The sequence below is a fragment of the Bradyrhizobium sp. AUGA SZCCT0283 genome (genome assembly GCF_018130385.1).
Classification (GTDB): Bacteria; Pseudomonadota; Alphaproteobacteria; order Rhizobiales; family Xanthobacteraceae; genus Bradyrhizobium.
In genome coordinates this window covers 14270-29502 of the sequence record NZ_JAFCLU010000054.1, presented here as the reverse complement: position 1 = coordinate 29502, position 15233 = coordinate 14270, and the positions used below count along the sequence as shown (strand labels likewise).

At 60.7% G+C, this 15233-nt stretch carries 17 protein-coding genes and 1 tRNA gene; 7 read left to right on the top strand and 11 right to left on the bottom strand.

Annotation, left to right across the window (positions count from 1 at the left end; all coding sequences use genetic code 11):
- Window positions 1-874: 874 nt before the first annotated feature.
- From JQ624_RS36355 to JQ624_RS36330, 6 genes are all read left to right on the top strand, one after another.
- A complete protein-coding gene (locus tag JQ624_RS36355) occupies window positions 875-1963 on the top strand; it encodes a mandelate racemase/muconate lactonizing enzyme family protein (protein WP_212423682.1) in 1089 nt (362 codons plus the stop codon).
- An 866-nt stretch (window positions 1964-2829) separates the two neighbouring features.
- Window positions 2830-3114, top strand: coding sequence for an AlpA family transcriptional regulator (locus JQ624_RS36350; RefSeq protein ID WP_212423681.1), 285 nt, complete (start codon window positions 2830-2832; stop codon window positions 3112-3114).
- Window positions 3101-4282 carry a hypothetical protein gene (locus JQ624_RS36345; protein WP_212423680.1) on the top strand — a complete coding sequence of 394 codons (1182 nt, stop codon included), beginning with the start codon at window positions 3101-3103 and terminating at the stop codon, window positions 4280-4282. The genes JQ624_RS36350 and JQ624_RS36345 overlap by 14 nt, the downstream gene beginning before the upstream one ends.
- Before the next feature lie 132 nt (window positions 4283-4414).
- Window positions 4415-4488: transfer RNA gene (locus JQ624_RS36340), tRNA-Gln, on the top strand.
- A gap of 489 nt (window positions 4489-4977) precedes the next feature.
- Window positions 4978-5244 carry a hypothetical protein gene (locus tag JQ624_RS36335; protein WP_212423679.1) on the top strand — a complete coding sequence of 89 codons (267 nt, stop codon included), beginning with the start codon at window positions 4978-4980 and terminating at the stop codon, window positions 5242-5244.
- A 225-nt stretch (window positions 5245-5469) separates the two neighbouring features.
- Window positions 5470-5628 (top strand): DUF3096 domain-containing protein, encoded by a 159-nt coding sequence (locus JQ624_RS36330; RefSeq protein WP_212423678.1) that lies wholly within the window; start codon window positions 5470-5472, stop codon window positions 5626-5628.
- Between the two features lie 39 nt (window positions 5629-5667).
- On the opposite strand, the gene JQ624_RS36325 is transcribed toward JQ624_RS36330, so the two are convergent.
- Complete coding sequence (locus JQ624_RS36325; protein WP_212423677.1) at window positions 5668-5901, bottom strand: hypothetical protein; 234 nt, start codon at window positions 5899-5901, stop codon at window positions 5668-5670.
- Window positions 5902-6055: 154 nt separating this feature from the next.
- On the opposite strand from JQ624_RS36325, the gene JQ624_RS36320 reads away from it, so the two are divergent.
- Window positions 6056-6253, top strand: a complete 198-nt coding sequence (locus JQ624_RS36320) for a hypothetical protein (protein WP_212423676.1) — start codon at window positions 6056-6058, stop codon at window positions 6251-6253.
- Window position 6254: 1 nt separating this feature from the next.
- On the opposite strand, the gene JQ624_RS36315 is transcribed toward JQ624_RS36320, so the two are convergent.
- The 10 genes from JQ624_RS36315 to JQ624_RS36270 form a co-directional block, all read right to left on the bottom strand.
- Window positions 6255-6458 carry a cold-shock protein gene (locus JQ624_RS36315; RefSeq protein ID WP_212423675.1) on the bottom strand — a complete coding sequence of 68 codons (204 nt, stop codon included), beginning with the start codon at window positions 6456-6458 and terminating at the stop codon, window positions 6255-6257.
- A gap of 393 nt (window positions 6459-6851) precedes the next feature.
- A complete protein-coding gene (locus JQ624_RS36310; RefSeq protein WP_212423674.1) occupies window positions 6852-8060 on the bottom strand; it encodes a cytochrome P450 in 1209 nt (402 codons plus the stop codon).
- Window positions 8061-8185: 125 nt separating this feature from the next.
- Complete coding sequence (locus JQ624_RS36305) at window positions 8186-9136, bottom strand: catechol 2,3-dioxygenase (protein ID WP_212423687.1); 951 nt, start codon at window positions 9134-9136, stop codon at window positions 8186-8188.
- A 95-nt stretch (window positions 9137-9231) separates the two neighbouring features.
- Window positions 9232-10074: a hypothetical protein gene (locus JQ624_RS36300; protein ID WP_212423686.1), complete on the bottom strand. Its 843-nt coding sequence runs from the start codon at window positions 10072-10074 to the stop codon at window positions 9232-9234.
- 7 nt (window positions 10075-10081) lie between these two features.
- Window positions 10082-10774, bottom strand: a complete 693-nt coding sequence (locus tag JQ624_RS36295; RefSeq protein ID WP_212423673.1) for a 4-carboxy-4-hydroxy-2-oxoadipate aldolase/oxaloacetate decarboxylase — start codon at window positions 10772-10774, stop codon at window positions 10082-10084.
- Window positions 10771-11496, bottom strand: coding sequence for a PIG-L deacetylase family protein (locus JQ624_RS36290; protein WP_212423672.1), 726 nt, complete (start codon window positions 11494-11496; stop codon window positions 10771-10773). Before JQ624_RS36290 ends, JQ624_RS36295 begins: the two co-directional genes overlap by 4 nt.
- Before the next feature lie 55 nt (window positions 11497-11551).
- Window positions 11552-12556, bottom strand: a complete 1005-nt coding sequence (locus JQ624_RS36285; RefSeq protein WP_212423671.1) for a tripartite tricarboxylate transporter substrate binding protein — start codon at window positions 12554-12556, stop codon at window positions 11552-11554.
- Window positions 12557-12569: 13 nt separating this feature from the next.
- A complete protein-coding gene (locus JQ624_RS36280; RefSeq protein WP_249130350.1) occupies window positions 12570-13463 on the bottom strand; it encodes an amidohydrolase in 894 nt (297 codons plus the stop codon).
- Window positions 13460-14437, bottom strand: a complete 978-nt coding sequence (locus tag JQ624_RS36275; protein WP_212423670.1) for an amidohydrolase — start codon at window positions 14435-14437, stop codon at window positions 13460-13462. The genes JQ624_RS36280 and JQ624_RS36275 overlap by 4 nt, the downstream gene beginning before the upstream one ends.
- 18 nt (window positions 14438-14455) lie before the next feature.
- On the bottom strand, window positions 14456-15187 hold the full coding sequence (locus tag JQ624_RS36270; RefSeq protein ID WP_212423669.1) for a TetR/AcrR family transcriptional regulator: 732 nt from the start codon (window positions 15185-15187) through the stop codon (window positions 14456-14458).
- Window positions 15188-15233 lie beyond the last annotated feature (46 nt).

Here is a 15233-nt window from a genome sequence, read left to right as displayed (position 1 = left end):
GGCGACCAAACCAAGGATGATGCTGATAAAGAACCTCACGAAGAACGGTCCTGTGGGCGTTCTCAAACGTTGTTGTACAATCGAACGCGTCGCCACTCCGCCATCGGCTACATCAGCCCGATCGAGATGGAGCTAAAAGCAGCTTAAACCTGTCCATTTTTTCGGGGGAAGATCAGACTCCTACATGGACGGCAAGCTTGTTCTGCAGATGGAGCTTCGAAGCGCCGTAGGAAGCCTGAAGGCTGAAGAGGCCGCGGTGCTCGCATTTTGCGGACTCGACTGGTGAAAGAAGTAGAGCAACCTGGCAGCTCCAACTCTGCAACCAAGAAGCGGTACCGCGGGAGCGCTACTGCAAGCGCCACAGCAGCTTGAACTGTCCAACCGAAATCGCACACACGTCGGTATCCTACGATTTTGATTTTGGCAGCCCCGAACGGCGGATTGCTGTTGCCAGCGTTCATTGCACAGAAAGTCACCAACAAAGTTACGTGCTGAGAAACGACGCAACCGAACGACCCGTGCCGCCAAGTCTTTAGACTGAAATGCAGCGTACGAGGGGGGCTCGCACTTCTCAACCTTAGTGAAGGTCAAAATCTTGGGAGGCCCGCGGCAGCCCACACCCGGCAGAGGTTAACCCCTCCTAGGCAGAGAGCTTCCTTGCAAATCCCGTAAAACACCAATAATTTTTGCACGGTAAGTAGTGGCTAAGTACTGGCGCGCCCGAAGAGATTCGAACTCCTGACCCCCAGATTCGTAGTCTGATGCTTCCGCCACGTTGTGATCGGCCCTATCGATGCCAGAGCGTGTTGCAACGGGTTTCCCTGATTGCTCTAAGTAGGCGGACTTTACCTGTGTAAGAGGCTTCGCGAGAACAATGGCAAAGATCAAGCTAGCCAAGTCTGGATTCTACCGGATCCCGCTGACCGTTGCCCTTTCAGACAGCACGCACGGCGAAATTAAAGCCTTTGAATTATTAACATGCCGCGTTCGGGACTCAGACGGGGCTGAGGGCGTCGGTTATACTTATACCGTGGGGCGCAATGGCGGTGCGGTTGCCGACGTTCTCCGGCGGGAGATCCCAGAACTAATCGAGGGCCGCGATGCCGATGATACCGAGGCGATTTGGCATCACGTCTGGTGGGCGTTGCATTACGGCGGACGTGGCGGACCAGCTGTACTCGCACTCTCGGCGCTTGATATCGCGCTGTGGGACCTGAAGGCGCGCCGCGCCAATCTGCCGCTGTTTGGTCTACTCGGCGGCTTCGATGCCCGCGTGCCCTGTTACGCCGGCGGTATCGACCTCGATCTCTCCGTCGAGGCGCTTCTAAGGCAGACCGACGAAAATCTCGCCAAGGGCTTTCGCGCAATTAAGATGAAGGTCGGCCGCCCGGATCTCGCATCCGACGTCACGCGCGTGCAGGCGATGCGCAAACATCTGGGTGATGGCTTTCCTCTCATGGCGGATGCCAACATGAAATGGACGGTCGAGGAAGCCATTCGCGCCGCGCGCGCGCTGCAACTATACGACCTCACTTGGCTCGAAGAGCCTATTATTCCCGATGATGTTGCCGGTCACGCCCGCATCATGGCTGCCGGCGGCGTGCCGATCGCAGCCGGCGAAAATCTGCGCTCACTCTGGGAATTCAAGAACTATATCTCGGCGGGCGCTCTCTCCTATCCTGAGCCCGACGTCACCAATTGCGGCGGCGTCACGGCTTTTATGAAGATCGCGCGGCTGGCAGAAGCGTTCAATCTTCCGGTAACCAGCCACGGAGCACATGACGTCACCGTCCATTTGCTGGCGGCCTGCCCCAATCGCTCTTATCTCGAAGCCCACGGCTTTGGGCTCGATCGCTATATCGAGCACCCGCTCGCGCTCGACCAGGGCATGGCTTTGGCACCAGCGCGACCTGGCCACGGCATCACCTTCGACTGGAAAGGCCTGGCCGAGCTCGCGCAATAACTCGAGCAGCTGTGGGCTACTCATTGAGCGCAACTGATCGGCCCAAGGACAGCTGGCACCACCGCCTTTTGCCGCCACTGAGCGCTACGGCTTTTGTTGATACAGTGTTGACACGCCGCTTCTCTCGCACGAGATAGAAAAAAGCAAAGCCGCCAAGTCTCTGACTTGGCGGCTTTTTCTGGTTGCGGGGATAGGATTTGAACCTATGACCTTCAGGTTATGAGCCTGACGGGCTTGCTGCGACGCCGTCAATAGCGATCCCCCTTGCACCATCTAGACACACTGAGCGCGCAGAACCGCATAGCGGTCTGGTTGCAGGTTCGAGTGCTTTCCGAACCAACAACGAAATCGATAGCTGTCCAGAGCCCTGTTTGCGGTCGCGGTGGGCTCTGCCCCAAGTATCGGGAAAGCGCCTTCATTGTCAGAGCGGGCTGCGTGCATCGCACCTTACGCCGAAAAATCCGACAATCAAAAACCGCGGGCAGCTTCTCTCCTTTTTGTTCGCCGTGGCACCCAATCGTACGATGAGTTTATAGCCGCCGTTCCACTCTAGGCGTCACCTGAGCATGATGCTCGGGATGATCAACAAGTCCGACATCTTCTCGATTAGCGAAAACGCAAGTGCATGTACCTCGTCTGGTCGCAGGTGACCTGAGCGCGATCGCTGGGGACAACTCCTCGCCAAGTTTGCGATCTTCTACAGGGATGCAAGAGAGTCCTACGACTCCGCAAGTGTCCCCGTACATCTATCGCTGGACAGGATGGGCCGCAAAGGCCAGCCCTGCGCGGTGCTGGTGCGCGACAAGATGACAACCATGCCAAGGCCGCCGAAAAGGTGGCCAACCCTCCGGTAAGCTCGAATGACAATGCGCAAGAAGGACAACTTGCTTCGGGGCGATCGGACGCCGGCCTATGTCGACCGGGAAACCGGAGCGGCCGAATTGCTAATTTCGACGGACACTTGGGATCAATGGGTGAAGGAGGGTCGCCTGCCCCCACCGTGCGACACGTTCCCTTCGGGCACCCCCCGCTGGCGCTGGGAAGACGTAGACCGTAAGCTGGCCGGTAAGAAGGCGGCGGACACCGATGCGGCCATATTGGGGGCAGCGAACTTTGGCAAGAAAAAGGGAATCCGGCGTGACGCTGCCTGAGGGCGTTGAGAAGACCAGCGTTCGCAAGCCGAACGGCAAGGTCTACACGTACTATTATTGGAATCCCGGACGCGGCACCGATCGCGAGGGAGAGCGCATCAAACTACCGAACGCCGATACTCAGCCGGTGGCATTTTGGGCCGAAGTCGAGCGTCGCCAAACATCGGAACCGACAACATATCCGCCAGGCTCGATCGGCGATCTCATTGCGCGCTACCGCCGCAGCGACGAGTTCACGCGACTATCGGAAGGCACCCGATCGAATTACGAAGTGACCATGCGTCGCTTCGAGTCGCATGATACCTGGGGCATGGTGGCCGTTAAAGACCTGACGCCGCTCGCAGCTCAAACTGCGCGCGATGCCATGAAGGAAACGCCGGTGATGGCAAACCAGATGCTGTCGGTCGGACGCACGATCTGGGATTGGGCCATCCCCCTCGACCTCGCTAAAATCAATCCCTTCGATAAGGTGAAGGACTTCGACATCCCCGATCGCGGGCATGTGCCGTGGCCGTCCTGGGTGATCGATCACGTTCGCGCGCACGCGTGGCCAGACCTGGTCCGCATGACGCGGCTCGGGGTTATGACCTGCCAGCGCGGAAGCGATCTGATCCGCATGGGTCCGGAGCATCGCGATCGCAACGGCCTATGGTGCCGGCCAAAGAAAACCCGCAAGCGCCGGCGCGCCTTCCACATTCCGCTTGCCACTGCCGACGCGCTCGAACTCGACCGCTGGGCCGAAACGCCGGTGACGTTCACGAACTCCCGCTGGCTGAAGCCGATCGATCGTTTCCGCAAGGATCTGTATCTCTACTCTCCCAAGGGCGCGCAATACACGGCCGACGGTCTTCGTGCGCGCTGGGGGCGATGGCTCGCCGATACACCCGAAGGCCGCGTCATCTGCCGCCGCTGGAAGGAATGGGTTGGCGCCCAGGTCAAGAAATACGATTGGGACATCGATCCTGATGACGCCGACCATCCGACCATCCATGGGCTGCGCGGGACCGGAATCCTCGCCCGCTCCGAGGAAGGCTATGAGGTCGACCAGATCGCCAACGATATTGGCATGTCCCGCCAGAACGTCGAGCATTACATGCGGTTCCGCGATCAGATGAAGGTCGGCGCCGACGGCCAAAAGCGGCTTCGTCTTGTGAACAAGGAGGACTAGAGCCCAACAAAGGAAGACTAGACCGCGAACGCAGGCCCGGCTATATGGGCCCTGCAAATCGCCGGGTTTGCAAAACTCCTGGCCCTGATTGCAAAACTTCCCAAAAAAGTTGTGCGAAATCAGCGTCTTAGGTGGGGAATGGTGTAACGGTAGCACAACAGACTCTGACTCTGTTTGTCTAGGTTCGAATCCTAGTTCCCCAGCCAGCAGTATCAATTACTTAGCTAGCATTTTAGAGAAGAATCTTCCCGGAACTTCCGTTTGGGAAGGTCGTGGGAAGGGCTAGAAAATTAATTCGGAACGCATGCAATCGCCCGCAGATTCAACAGGAAACCTGCTGGATAGTCCGCCTTGGCACTGGGGTATGCGAGCCGAAACGGCGCCTGCGAATCCACGGGCTATTTCTGAGTCCGCGCGGAGGCTTCTCGCTGAAGCGGAGGGCGGCCCTTCCACCCAGCGTCGAGCATTGGACTGCCATAGGCGCGCGCCGGCACCTCCCATGCGGGATAGGGCGAGTTCGGATTTTTCATCGGCCAGAAGATGAAGTCCTGCACGTTTTCGTCTGCCCCGCGTCCCACGGGTTTCGATGACCGTGTTCTTACGGGTCATTATTGGCCAACAACTTGCGATGGATGCTTCAACTGTTCGGCAACTAGTCTCTAGGTGTGCCGAACTAATTCATTCGGAGCACCCAGATGAGTATGCAGCCTCGTTTTGAGACAGCGCACGAAAGTGCAGTGATTAGCAAGATACTGGCGGATCTTGTCCGCACCGTTCAACTGATCGAATGCGAGATCGCGGCCCAAGAAGAGCGCGCCAGCATTTCCGACCGGTCTGATGTCAAGTATCCAATGCTGGCAAGGACCCTGATCGAGCGGCGCGATAATCTCAAGATGACCATCGACGCCCTTGAACAGCGTCTCGCCGAGCGAGCGCCGCACGAGCAAGCAACGGCGGCTTAGCGCAACGCAGAAGCCGTCGCTGGGAGGATCCAGGGCCGGCTTCGATTGCGTATCAGTGACCACCAGAAGGTCGTGCCTGCTCTGGTGGTTAATATCTCATTACCGCCCCAGCCTTCTGGCGTGAGATGCAATCCGCTGCCGGTTAGGCTTCCTCATCGATCGGCACCGCCACATGGCTCGAGTCTGTGCCGGCCGGCGACATCCGAATCTGGTACAATCTCCCGAATGCACCTCGATGCTGCCCACCCCCTACTGCCGATTGTTAGCCTGGCCGCGGGAGTGTTTCTGTTGATCGCGCCTCGGATCGTAAGCTTCGCAGTGGCGGTCTATCTGATCATCGTGGGTATTCTCGGACTGAACGGAATCTATCACATCTTCAAATAATGGCTGAGCGCGGGACCGAAGCCCCGTGACCCGGAAACTCTAAAGCGGCAGGGATCCTTGTCGCTCAGCCCAGTCGATGACATCAAAGTGCATGCCCCGCCTAAGCATTTCGGCTTCAAGGTCGGCTGCATGTTTCTTCCACGCTCGCGTATCACGGACCTTGAACTTGGGTTCGCTGCCCTGGCGTTCGGCTGAATCATCTGCGGCCAACGCGCCGCGGACGGCTGCGTACATCATCGTGAGGCTGTCATTCGTGAATGCCTGATAATCCATCGACTCTCCTGCAAAAAAGCCGTCGCAGGTATTCCCAGCGACGGCTCTACTCAGTACGCGTGACCACCAAAAGGTCACGAGGATCGTGGCGGATTGTGGTTAACAAAGCAGCAAGGCTGCTGTCCTAAGATGTATTTACTCGCCGGAGGCCGGAATGACCGAATACGTCATCACGGAAGTTGGCCATCATCAATGGCTCGTGTTCGCGGATCGGCAAAGCATTGCTTTTTGCGCCGACGAGAACGAGGCAGTGAAAGCGATGACCGAGCATAGCGCACGCAACCGTCGGTCACGTGAGTCTGCAGACAATTCGCCAGAACAAAGCCCGCCGGCGGGAACCGGCGGGCTTTGATTCACCCGACTCTTAGATTTTCCGCGGACGTTTTGCCCCGGTTGCTCATTTCTTCATAGCTCACCCTGGCACCCTCATTGAGGCTGCTCAGGCCGGCCTTCTCAACAGCTGAAATGTGCACGAAAACATCCTTGCCGCCGCTGTCCGGCTGGATAAATCCGTACCCCTTGGTTGCATTAAACCACTTCACTGTCCCTATCGCCACTTCAGTATCTCCCGCTAATGAAAAGGTGGGATTCAAACACGCGCGATTCGTCGGCCAAACTGATGGCCGCTTGGTGGCAAAAAGCCGTCGCTCTGACGATTTAGCGACGGCTACTTGCCCTAGGCGTTAAGAGATCATTACCGTCTGAGCCTTCGCGTGTGCGAGGCCCAGCCGCTGCCGGTTACGCTTCCTCATCGATCGGCGCCGGCGCTTCATGATGAGCACCCGCTGCTTTGCGACTTGCCTTGCGACGCGTGCGGTGCGAGGCGAGAAAGGCCAAGTCGTCGGCAATGGCGCGCTCGATCCTCTCGGTTCTCACATCGGTTTACGCATGCTGACCCGACGCCAGCGCTCTCCGCTTCCAGTTGATCGCCGCAACGTCTGGCGCGCCGATCAAGCATCGGCCACAACCGGCAGCTCCGCGATCATCCGAATGCCCGGCCGCCTCCGCCAATGAATGTGTGAAGGCTCCACCGCCAGCCTCAATCCCGGCCAGCGCGTGAACAGCGCCTGCAGCGCGCAAATCCCTTCGATGCGCGCGAGCTGGTGGCCGAGGCAGAAATGAATTCCGGTGCCAAACGACAAATGCCGGTTCGGCCGCCGTTCGAGATCGAGGCGTTCGGGACATTCGTTCGCGTCGGAGTCCAGATTGGCGGCGACGATCATCGCCATGACCCGATCACCCTTCTTCAGTTTCACGCCCTCGAGATCGACGTCCTGGCGCACGTAGCGGGGCTTTGAGAATTGCACCGGGGAGACGAAGCGCAGGAATTCTTCGACGGCGAGTCCGGCGCGGCTCCAGTCCGCCGCGAGCCAGTCGCGGCGATCCGGATCCTTCAGCAATTCGAACACCGATCCACTGATCAGGTGCGTCGTGGTCTCGGAACCGGCGCCCAGCAGCAGAAACACCATCGAGACCATCTCGTCCGGCGAGATGCGTCCGCCCTCCTTCTCGACGCGCACCAGTTCGGCGATCAATCCTTCGCCGCCTTCTTCGCGGGCAAGCTGCAGGCGCCCCTGCAGATATCGCCGCATCTTGAAGAGCCCGCCGATCAGCTGCACAAGGCCGAACGCACTGGTGAGATTCGCGATCGAATTGGCCCATGCGATGAATTTCGGCCGGTCGGCCGGCGGCAGGCCGAGCAGCTCGCAAATTACCGCAAGCGGCAGCATCCGCGCATAGCGCTGCACCAGATCGGCGGGACTGCCCGCCGCAAACAATTCATCGGCAAGGCGGTCGGCGATGGCGCGGATATGCAGCTCCATGTCGAGCACGGCGCGGCGGCGAAACGCCTCATCGACGATCTCGCGCAGGCGCGTGTGGTCCGGCTCGTCCATCGTCAGCATGTTGTTGGCGACTGCTGCGATGAACTTCGGCATCCACCAAGGCAGGCCCGCGAGCGATCCGCCCTCCTTGCGCAGCGTGAAGTGCGCGCTGTCCTTCAGCACATGCGCCGCCGCCTCATAGGTCGTGGTGACCCAGACCCGGCCGATGATCGGGAATTTCGTCGCGACGACCGGCCCGTTTGACCGCAGCAGGGCCACGCCCGCTCGGGGATCACGAAGAAAAGCTTCGCTGGCGAAATCCACGAGCTCTGCCATCGACTACCTCACGATGTCGTTCGCGACATCGCATCAAGATGGTGTCCGGCATTGCGGGCGCAAGGTTGGATTCCGCCGATGTAATCTCCTTCCGGCGAGACCGTGGAGTGTAAGCGAAACCGCGCTCACACCGGCGGCGTGCCGTGGGTGTGAAACGACTCGATCGTCTTCAGCCCCCACGCCTGGCCCTTCTTGCGCTCTTCCTCCGTCCAGATGATCGGCTTCCAGTCGGGTGCGAGGATCAGGCGGGCGCCGGCGTTGGCGACTTCGACGCGGTTGCCGCCGGGCTCCCAGACATACAGGAAGAAGGTCTGCTGGATCGCATGCTTGTGCGGGCCGGTCTCGATGTAGACGCCGTTTTCGAGAAAGATATCGGCGGCGCGCAAAATCTCCTCGCGGCTGTCGAGCGCGTAGGTGACGTGATGGAAGCGGCCCGCCTTGCCGTAGTGATCGCGGGTATAGGCGAAGTCGTAGCTCTTGTTCGACATCGTCATCCACATCGCGGCTTCCGTACCGTCGTTGAGCACGATCTGTTCGGTGGTGCGCAGGCCGAGATAGTTCTCGAAGAAGAGCCGGTTGGCCTTGATGTCGACGGCGAGGCAATTGAGATGATCGAGCCGGCGGACATTGACGCCGCGGGCTGGAAACCGCTGCGCCTGGTTCTTCAGCGCCGGCCTGAGTTCGGGCGGCGCCTCGTACCATTCGGTTTCATAATAGAGCTCGACGATATGGCCATCGGGGTCGCGGCAGCGGAACGTTGGCCCCTGCCCCATGTCGCCGTCAACCCAGCCGATGTCGAAGCCCGATCCCTTCAGCGCGGCGACGCGGCGCTCCAGCGCCTGCGGGCTGCGGGCGCGCAACGCCATGTGCTCCATGCCTGATGTTTTCGAGGCCGTCAGCTTCAGCGAATAGCGCTCGTAATCGTCCCAGCCGCGCAGATAGACCGATTCACCTTTCTGCCCGCTGACCGTCATGCCCATGACGTCGACGAAGAATTTCAGGCTCTCGTCCGGCTTCGGCGTCAGCATTTCCATGTGGCCGAGATGGGCGAGATCGAAAATCGGCTCGGGGGTCATGTTGGTCTCTTTCGTAGGATGGGCAAAGCGCAGCGTGCCCACCAGTTCAAACCAGATGGTGGGCACGGCGCAATGCGCCTTTGCCCACCCTACAATTACAGCACCCGCGTCACGTCGTCGAACAACTCGTCGACCGTAAAGGCGCGGGGAACGAGTCCCTGTTGTGCGGCATAGCGGATTATCGTTTCCAGCGAGCGGCGCATCTCGTCGGCGGTGAAATGCGGCGCGGCTGGTGTTGCCGCGGCCGACGCCGCAAGCAGCCGATGAACCTCGCGCACGGCATCCGGATGCTGGTCTGACAAAGCCTTGCTCACCACCACCATGTGGTTGATCGGCACCGCTTTGTGCTTTTCGAACCAGGCTTTTTCTTCCGCGCCGACATCGGCAAACAGCGGCTTCAAATCCGGATGGTCCGATTTCTCGCCGAGCACCGCATCGAGTTCGCCGTCGATCAGCATCTGGATAATCTGCTTGCCCGCTGGTGCCCGCTTGGTCGTATCAACGAATTCGGCGACATGGGCGTCCTCGAACGTCACCCAGTCGATCGAATCGAGATCGACGCCGTAATCGTTGGCAAGAATGCCACGCAGCCATGCGCCGGTGGTCGTCGTAAAGGAACGAATGCCAACGCGCTTGCCGTTGAGATCGCGCGGCGCCAGCTTTCCCGCCTTCGCATTGTAAAGCGCATGGCCATGCTGGAACCGCGCCAGCACCACATCGGGCAATAGCACCATCGGCTTGCCGAACGACTTCGCCATCAGATAGGTGACGATCGCCATCTCCGAGACGTCGAACGCCGCTTCGCGGACCATCGGCTTGAAGCCCCTGTTGGTCGGCGAATACTGCGCGAAATCGAACGCGACCAGGTCCGATCTGATCGATCCGTTCTTCAGCGCGGCCGTACCTGGATGGTCGCCGAGCAAGGTGCGCAGGCGCATCGCCACCTCAGTCCTCCTCCAGCTCGTCGACATAGACGAGACCGGCCTTCGCCAGCGGCTCGCGCATCTTGTACATGTCGAGCCCGAGCACGCCCGCCGCCAATTGCTTGCGCTTGCCGTCTTCGTCGGCAACGCGTTTCTCGCCCTTGGCAACGACGTCGGCGGCATTCTTGCGCCCGATCACCACCACGCCGTCATCGTCGGCAACGACGGCATCGCCCGGTACGACGTTGATCCCGGCGCAAACCACGGGAACGTTGACCGCGCCGAGCGTCGCCTTCACCGTGCCCTTGGCCGAGATCGCCTTCGACCACACCGGAAAGCCCATTTCACGCAGCGATTTGGCGTCGCGAACGCCGGCGTCGATGACGAGCCCCTTGACGCCGCGCGCCATCAGCGAAGTCGCGAGCAGATCGCCGAACATGCCGTCGGTGTTGTCAGTGGTGCAGCCGACCACCAGGATGTCGCCCGGCTTGCACTGCTCGACCGCGACATGGATCATCCAGTTGTCGCCGGGCTGGGCCAGCACGGTCACGGCGGTGCCGGCGGCCTCAGCTCCGCTCCACACCGGGCGCAGATAGGGCTTCATCAGGCCGAAGCGGCCATAGGCCTCATGCGCGGTGGCGACGCCGAGCGCGCCCAGCCGTTTGACGAGCTCCGCATCGGTTCGCTTGATGTTGCGGACGACGACCGTCTTCATGCCAATTCCTCCATCGCCATCGGGAACAGACGCTGATAGGCCTCGCCATAGGTCATCGGCTTTCCGGTATTGCGGCCGCCCTGCATGCCCCGCTGCAGCGCAACCCGCTCATAGTAAGCCCACAGGTGCTTTTGCGCGGCGAGAATTTCGAACGTCTTGCGCTTGATCTCCCAGACCTCGTCGATATTGAGGATCACCTGCGGCTTGAAATTGCACATCTCCGGCTGGTGCGGCTCAAACAAAAATACCGGCGGCGCGGCATAGGTGTATTTGGCGCCGGGCTTGTGTCCCATCGCCTGCGCGACCACGCGGGTTTCCTGGGCGAAATGCGCCGCATTCGGATGATCGAAATTATAGGGATCCTCCAGCGCATGGGTCAGCACGAAGGACGGGTTGAGCTCGCGGTAGATGTCGACCATGCGGTCGAAATGCGCTTCCGTCAGCCGCAGCGGATAATCGCCGGCGTCGAAGAACTCGATCTCCGCCCCCAGCATCTCCGCCGCGCGCTGCGCCTCATCGCGTCTTCCCGCCTTGACCTTCTCCATCGTCGCGCCCGCCTCCTTCCAGGCGAACTGGCTTTCGCCGCGCTCGCCGAACGAAAGGCAGGCGATCTTGACGCGATAACCTTTCTTCACATGCAGCGCGATCGCGCCGCCGGCGCGCCAGACGAAATCGCCGGGATGCGCCGTGACCACCAGGCCCGTTTTGCCAGCATTGCTCATGATCGGGATTTCCTCCTTCGCTTGTTGCACGTGGCCGGCCGCACCGGCCGCGTGACTACTGTTTGGCAATTCCTGCCCGCTCGATCACATCAGCCCATTTGTCGATATCGGCCTTGAGCCGGTCGAGGATTTCCTCGGGCGAGCTGGCCTTGGCCTCGATGCCGAGATCGAGCGCGCGCTTCTTCAAGTCCGGCATCTCGAGCACCTCACGTAGCGCGGCGTTCAGCGTCTTGATCACCTCCGGCGGCGTGCCCTTCGGCGCAAAGATCGCGTTCCAGGACCGCGCCTCGAAATCGCCGCCCCCCGCTTCCTTCACCGTCGGCACATCAGGCAGGAACGTGGTGCGGATCGTGCCCGAAGACGCCACCGCAATGGCCGCCTTGTCGGCAATATGCGACTGCACCGCGGTGTAGTTCTCGATCGCCATCTGGATATCGCCGCGCAGCAGCGCGATCAACACATCGGGCGAACTGCGGAACGGAACGATCGTAACATCGACGCCGGCAGTCGATTTGAACAATTGCGCCGAGAGGTTCTGGGTCGACCCGACATTGATGGTGCCGACATTGAGCGTGCCGGGTTTTTCCTTGGCCGCCTTGATGAATTCAGCCAGCGTCGGATATCGCGAGCCGGCTTGCGTCACGAAGATGAAGTCGAAATAGCCCATGCTCGAAACCGGAACGAAGTCGGTCACCGGATTGAAGCCAAGGCTCTTGAACAACGATACCGAGATGGCGGTGCCGTTGCTCAGCAGCGCCAGCGTATAGCCGTCCGCGGGCGCGGACAGCACGGTGCGCGCGGCATTGATGCCGCCGGCGCCCGCCATGTTCTCGATGACGAAGCGCTGGCCGAGCTTTTCGCCGAGCTTTTCGGTAACGAGCCGCGCCGTGACGTCGGCGACGCCACCGGCGCCGAACGGCAGGATCAGCCGCACCGGCCGGTTCGGATAGTTCTGCGCCTGGGCGATTTGCGGCAGCAACAATGCCGCCGCCAGCATAGCCATACCGGCGAACGACACGCCGCGCCGGCTCAGGATGTATCGCTCGCGTTTATCCGCCATCGCACGCGCTCCTTCAAAACTCGAACAACTGCGCCGGATTGTCGACCAGGATCTTCTGCTGCAGCTCGGGTTCCGGTGCAAACAAGGGAATAAGGTCGACCAGATCGCCGTCGTTGGGCATCACCTTCACATTGGGGTGCGGCCAGTCGGTCCCCCAGATCACGCGATCGGGCGCGGTCTCGACGATGCGTCGTGCGAACGGCACCGCGTCATGGAACGGCGGTCCGGCGGATGACACCCGCTCGCAGCCACACACCTTGACCCAGCATTTCTCGTCCCGCGTCATCAGGTCAATCAGCGTCCGGAACGGAAGCTGGTCGAGACCGTCGGATGCCTTGACACGTCCCATGTGATCGATGGTGTAACGCACCGGCAATTTTGCCAGCATCTCGGCATATTCGGGCAGGTCGATCGCATCGAAATGCAGGTCGATATGCCAGCCAAGCGGCGCAACCATCGCGACGATGCGATGGAAGGCCGCCATGTCGGGCACCCCGCCGAGATGACGCACGAAGTTGAAGCGGCAGCCGCGGAAACCGCCTTCATGCAGTTCGCGAAGGCCGCGTTCGGTAATGGTATCGTCGATGTTGGCGACGGCGCGAAAAGTTCCGTTGCTCGCGGCGATGGCATCAAGCGCCACCCTGTTGTCGGTGCCGTGCACGCTGGCATTGACGATGACGGCGCGGCCGATCCCGAGCTTCCTGTGCAGCGTCCGGAAATCTTCCAGCGGCGCATCGGGCGGCGTATAGGGCCGTCCCGGCGCGTATGGATATTTGTCACTGGGGCCGAAGATGTGGGTATGCGCATCACACGCCAGCGCCGGCAGCTTGAATTTCGGCGTTCGCGTATCGGGATCGGGTCCGGGAATCGTCGGCTTGTGCATGGTGCCTTCTGCGGATGGGTTCATTTCGCGCCGGCAAACTTGAACAGGCGCTCGGGATTTGTCACCAAAAGCTTGCGCTGGACCGCGGGATCGGGCGCATAGAGCGGAACGAGATCGACGAGATCGCCGTCATTCGGCATGATCTTCACGTTCGGATGCGGCCAATCGGTGCCCCACAACACGCGATCCGGCGCATTGTCGATCAGGCGCTTTGCGAACGGCACGGAATCGTGGAACGGCGGACCGGCGGCCGAGGCGCGTTCGAGGCCGGTGATCTTGACCCAGCATTTTTCGTCGCTGGTTTGCAGATCAAGAAGCGCCTTGAAATCGGGATCGTCGAGACCCTTGGCCGCGCTGATGGTGCCCATGTGGTCGATGACGTAGGTGGTCGGCAAGGCTTTCAGGATCGGCGCGAATTCCCTGATGGTTCCTGGTTCCAGATAGACATCGACATGCCAGCCGATGGCCGCGGCGCGTTCGACAAGGCGCTTGAACGCACCCATGTCGCCGACGCCGCCGAGCCGCTTGAGGAAAGCAAAGCGGCAACCGCAAATGCCGGCCTTGTCGAGGACCGCGAGATCGGCGTCCGACATCGCGCCGCTAATGTTGGCGATGCCGCGATATTTGCCGTCGCTCTTTGCAATGGCGTCCGTGACCACGCGATTGTCCAGTCCATGCAGTGTCGCGTTGACGATCACCGCGCGCTCGACGCCGATCTTTTCATGCAGGGCACGAAACATCGGCAGCGGTGCATCGGGCGGCGTATAGGGCCGCGTCGGCGAGAACGGATATTCGGCAGCGGGCCCGAAGATATGACAATGGGCATCGACCGCGCCCACCGGAGCCTTGAACGCAGGTATCCTCGTGTTCGGATCCGGCCCGGCGATCGAAGGTATTTGTCTTGCCGGCGCGGCCGGTTCTTCCGCTGCCCGTGCGGGCGCAAGAAAATTAGCCGCTCCGAGCCCTGCAACGCCCGCCATGAACTCGCGTCTCTGCATAACCTCCCCCGATATTTTTTATGAAGCCGGATTTTCTTTCCGCTTTGCGGCGACGCCCTTTGCGGATGGCTGGGTCGGCTTCGCCCGGCGTGACCCGGCTCCGCTGTCGATGTGATCGACGTCGGACGCCTGCAGCGAGGCGACCGTCGACGCGACGAGTTGCTCGATCGCTTCCGCCATATCGGCGCCATCGGCTTCGCCGCGCGACAGCCTTGTGACCCGCTCCGGGCTGACAAGGGTATAATACAGCGCGCCGAGCAGGAATTGCGATCGCCACACGATCGTCGTCCGCGGCAGATGCGGCAGGCTTTCCTCGATGGCCTCGATAAAGGCGTTGGTGGTGTCGTCGAAGATCTCCGCGATAATGCGCCCCACCACGGCGTTGCCTTCGGCCGACATCACAGCCCGCAGCCGCGTGAACCGCGCCCCGCCGCCGGCAAGGTCGCTGCTGGATGAAAATGCAGGCTGTACATAGGCCCGCACGATAGCCTCCAGCCGGTCCTGAACGTCGCGCACCCGCCTTGCCGCCACCAGCAATTCGATGCGGCGCTTGTTCATCGGACCGCAATGGCGCTTGTAGATTTCGAGCAGCAAGCCGTCCTTGCTCTTGAAATGATAGGTGATGCTGCCCGGATTGGCGCCGGCTTCCAGCGCGATGTCGCGGATCGACACGGCATTGAAGCCGCGCGTCGAGAACAGCAGTTCGGCCGCGCTCAGGATGGCTTCCCGCATGTTGGGATTTCGCGTCATGGCATTTGCTTTCCGCTCTCGAGTTTTGTACGTTTGTACAAAATAT

Bases quoted from the DNA above. Each gene is read 5' to 3' on its own strand.
- JQ624_RS36355 (WP_212423682.1), top strand. From the start codon at position 875: ATGGCAAAGATCAAGCTAGCCAAGTCTGGATTCTACCGGATCCCGCTG.
- JQ624_RS36350 (WP_212423681.1), top strand. From the start codon at position 2,830: ATGCGCAAGAAGGACAACTTGCTTCGGGGCGATCGGACGCCGGCCTAT.
- JQ624_RS36335 (WP_212423679.1), top strand. From the start codon at position 4,978: ATGAGTATGCAGCCTCGTTTTGAGACAGCGCACGAAAGTGCAGTGATT.
- JQ624_RS36330 (WP_212423678.1), top strand. From the start codon at position 5,470: ATGCACCTCGATGCTGCCCACCCCCTACTGCCGATTGTTAGCCTGGCC.
- JQ624_RS36325 (WP_212423677.1), bottom strand. From the start codon at position 5,901: ATGGATTATCAGGCATTCACGAATGACAGCCTCACGATGATGTACGCA.
- JQ624_RS36320 (WP_212423676.1), top strand. From the start codon at position 6,056: ATGACCGAATACGTCATCACGGAAGTTGGCCATCATCAATGGCTCGTG.
- JQ624_RS36310 (WP_212423674.1), bottom strand. From the start codon at position 8,060: ATGGCAGAGCTCGTGGATTTCGCCAGCGAAGCTTTTCTTCGTGATCCC.
- JQ624_RS36305 (WP_212423687.1), bottom strand. From the start codon at position 9,136: ATGACCCCCGAGCCGATTTTCGATCTCGCCCATCTCGGCCACATGGAA.
- JQ624_RS36300 (WP_212423686.1), bottom strand. From the start codon at position 10,074: ATGCGCCTGCGCACCTTGCTCGGCGACCATCCAGGTACGGCCGCGCTG.
- JQ624_RS36295 (WP_212423673.1), bottom strand. From the start codon at position 10,774: ATGAAGACGGTCGTCGTCCGCAACATCAAGCGAACCGATGCGGAGCTC.
- JQ624_RS36290 (WP_212423672.1), bottom strand. From the start codon at position 11,496: ATGAGCAATGCTGGCAAAACGGGCCTGGTGGTCACGGCGCATCCCGGC.
- JQ624_RS36285 (WP_212423671.1), bottom strand. From the start codon at position 12,556: ATGGCGGATAAACGCGAGCGATACATCCTGAGCCGGCGCGGCGTGTCG.
- JQ624_RS36280 (WP_249130350.1), bottom strand. From the start codon at position 13,463: ATGAACCCATCCGCAGAAGGCACCATGCACAAGCCGACGATTCCCGGA.
- JQ624_RS36275 (WP_212423670.1), bottom strand. From the start codon at position 14,437: ATGCAGAGACGCGAGTTCATGGCGGGCGTTGCAGGGCTCGGAGCGGCT.
- JQ624_RS36270 (WP_212423669.1), bottom strand. From the start codon at position 15,187: ATGACGCGAAATCCCAACATGCGGGAAGCCATCCTGAGCGCGGCCGAA.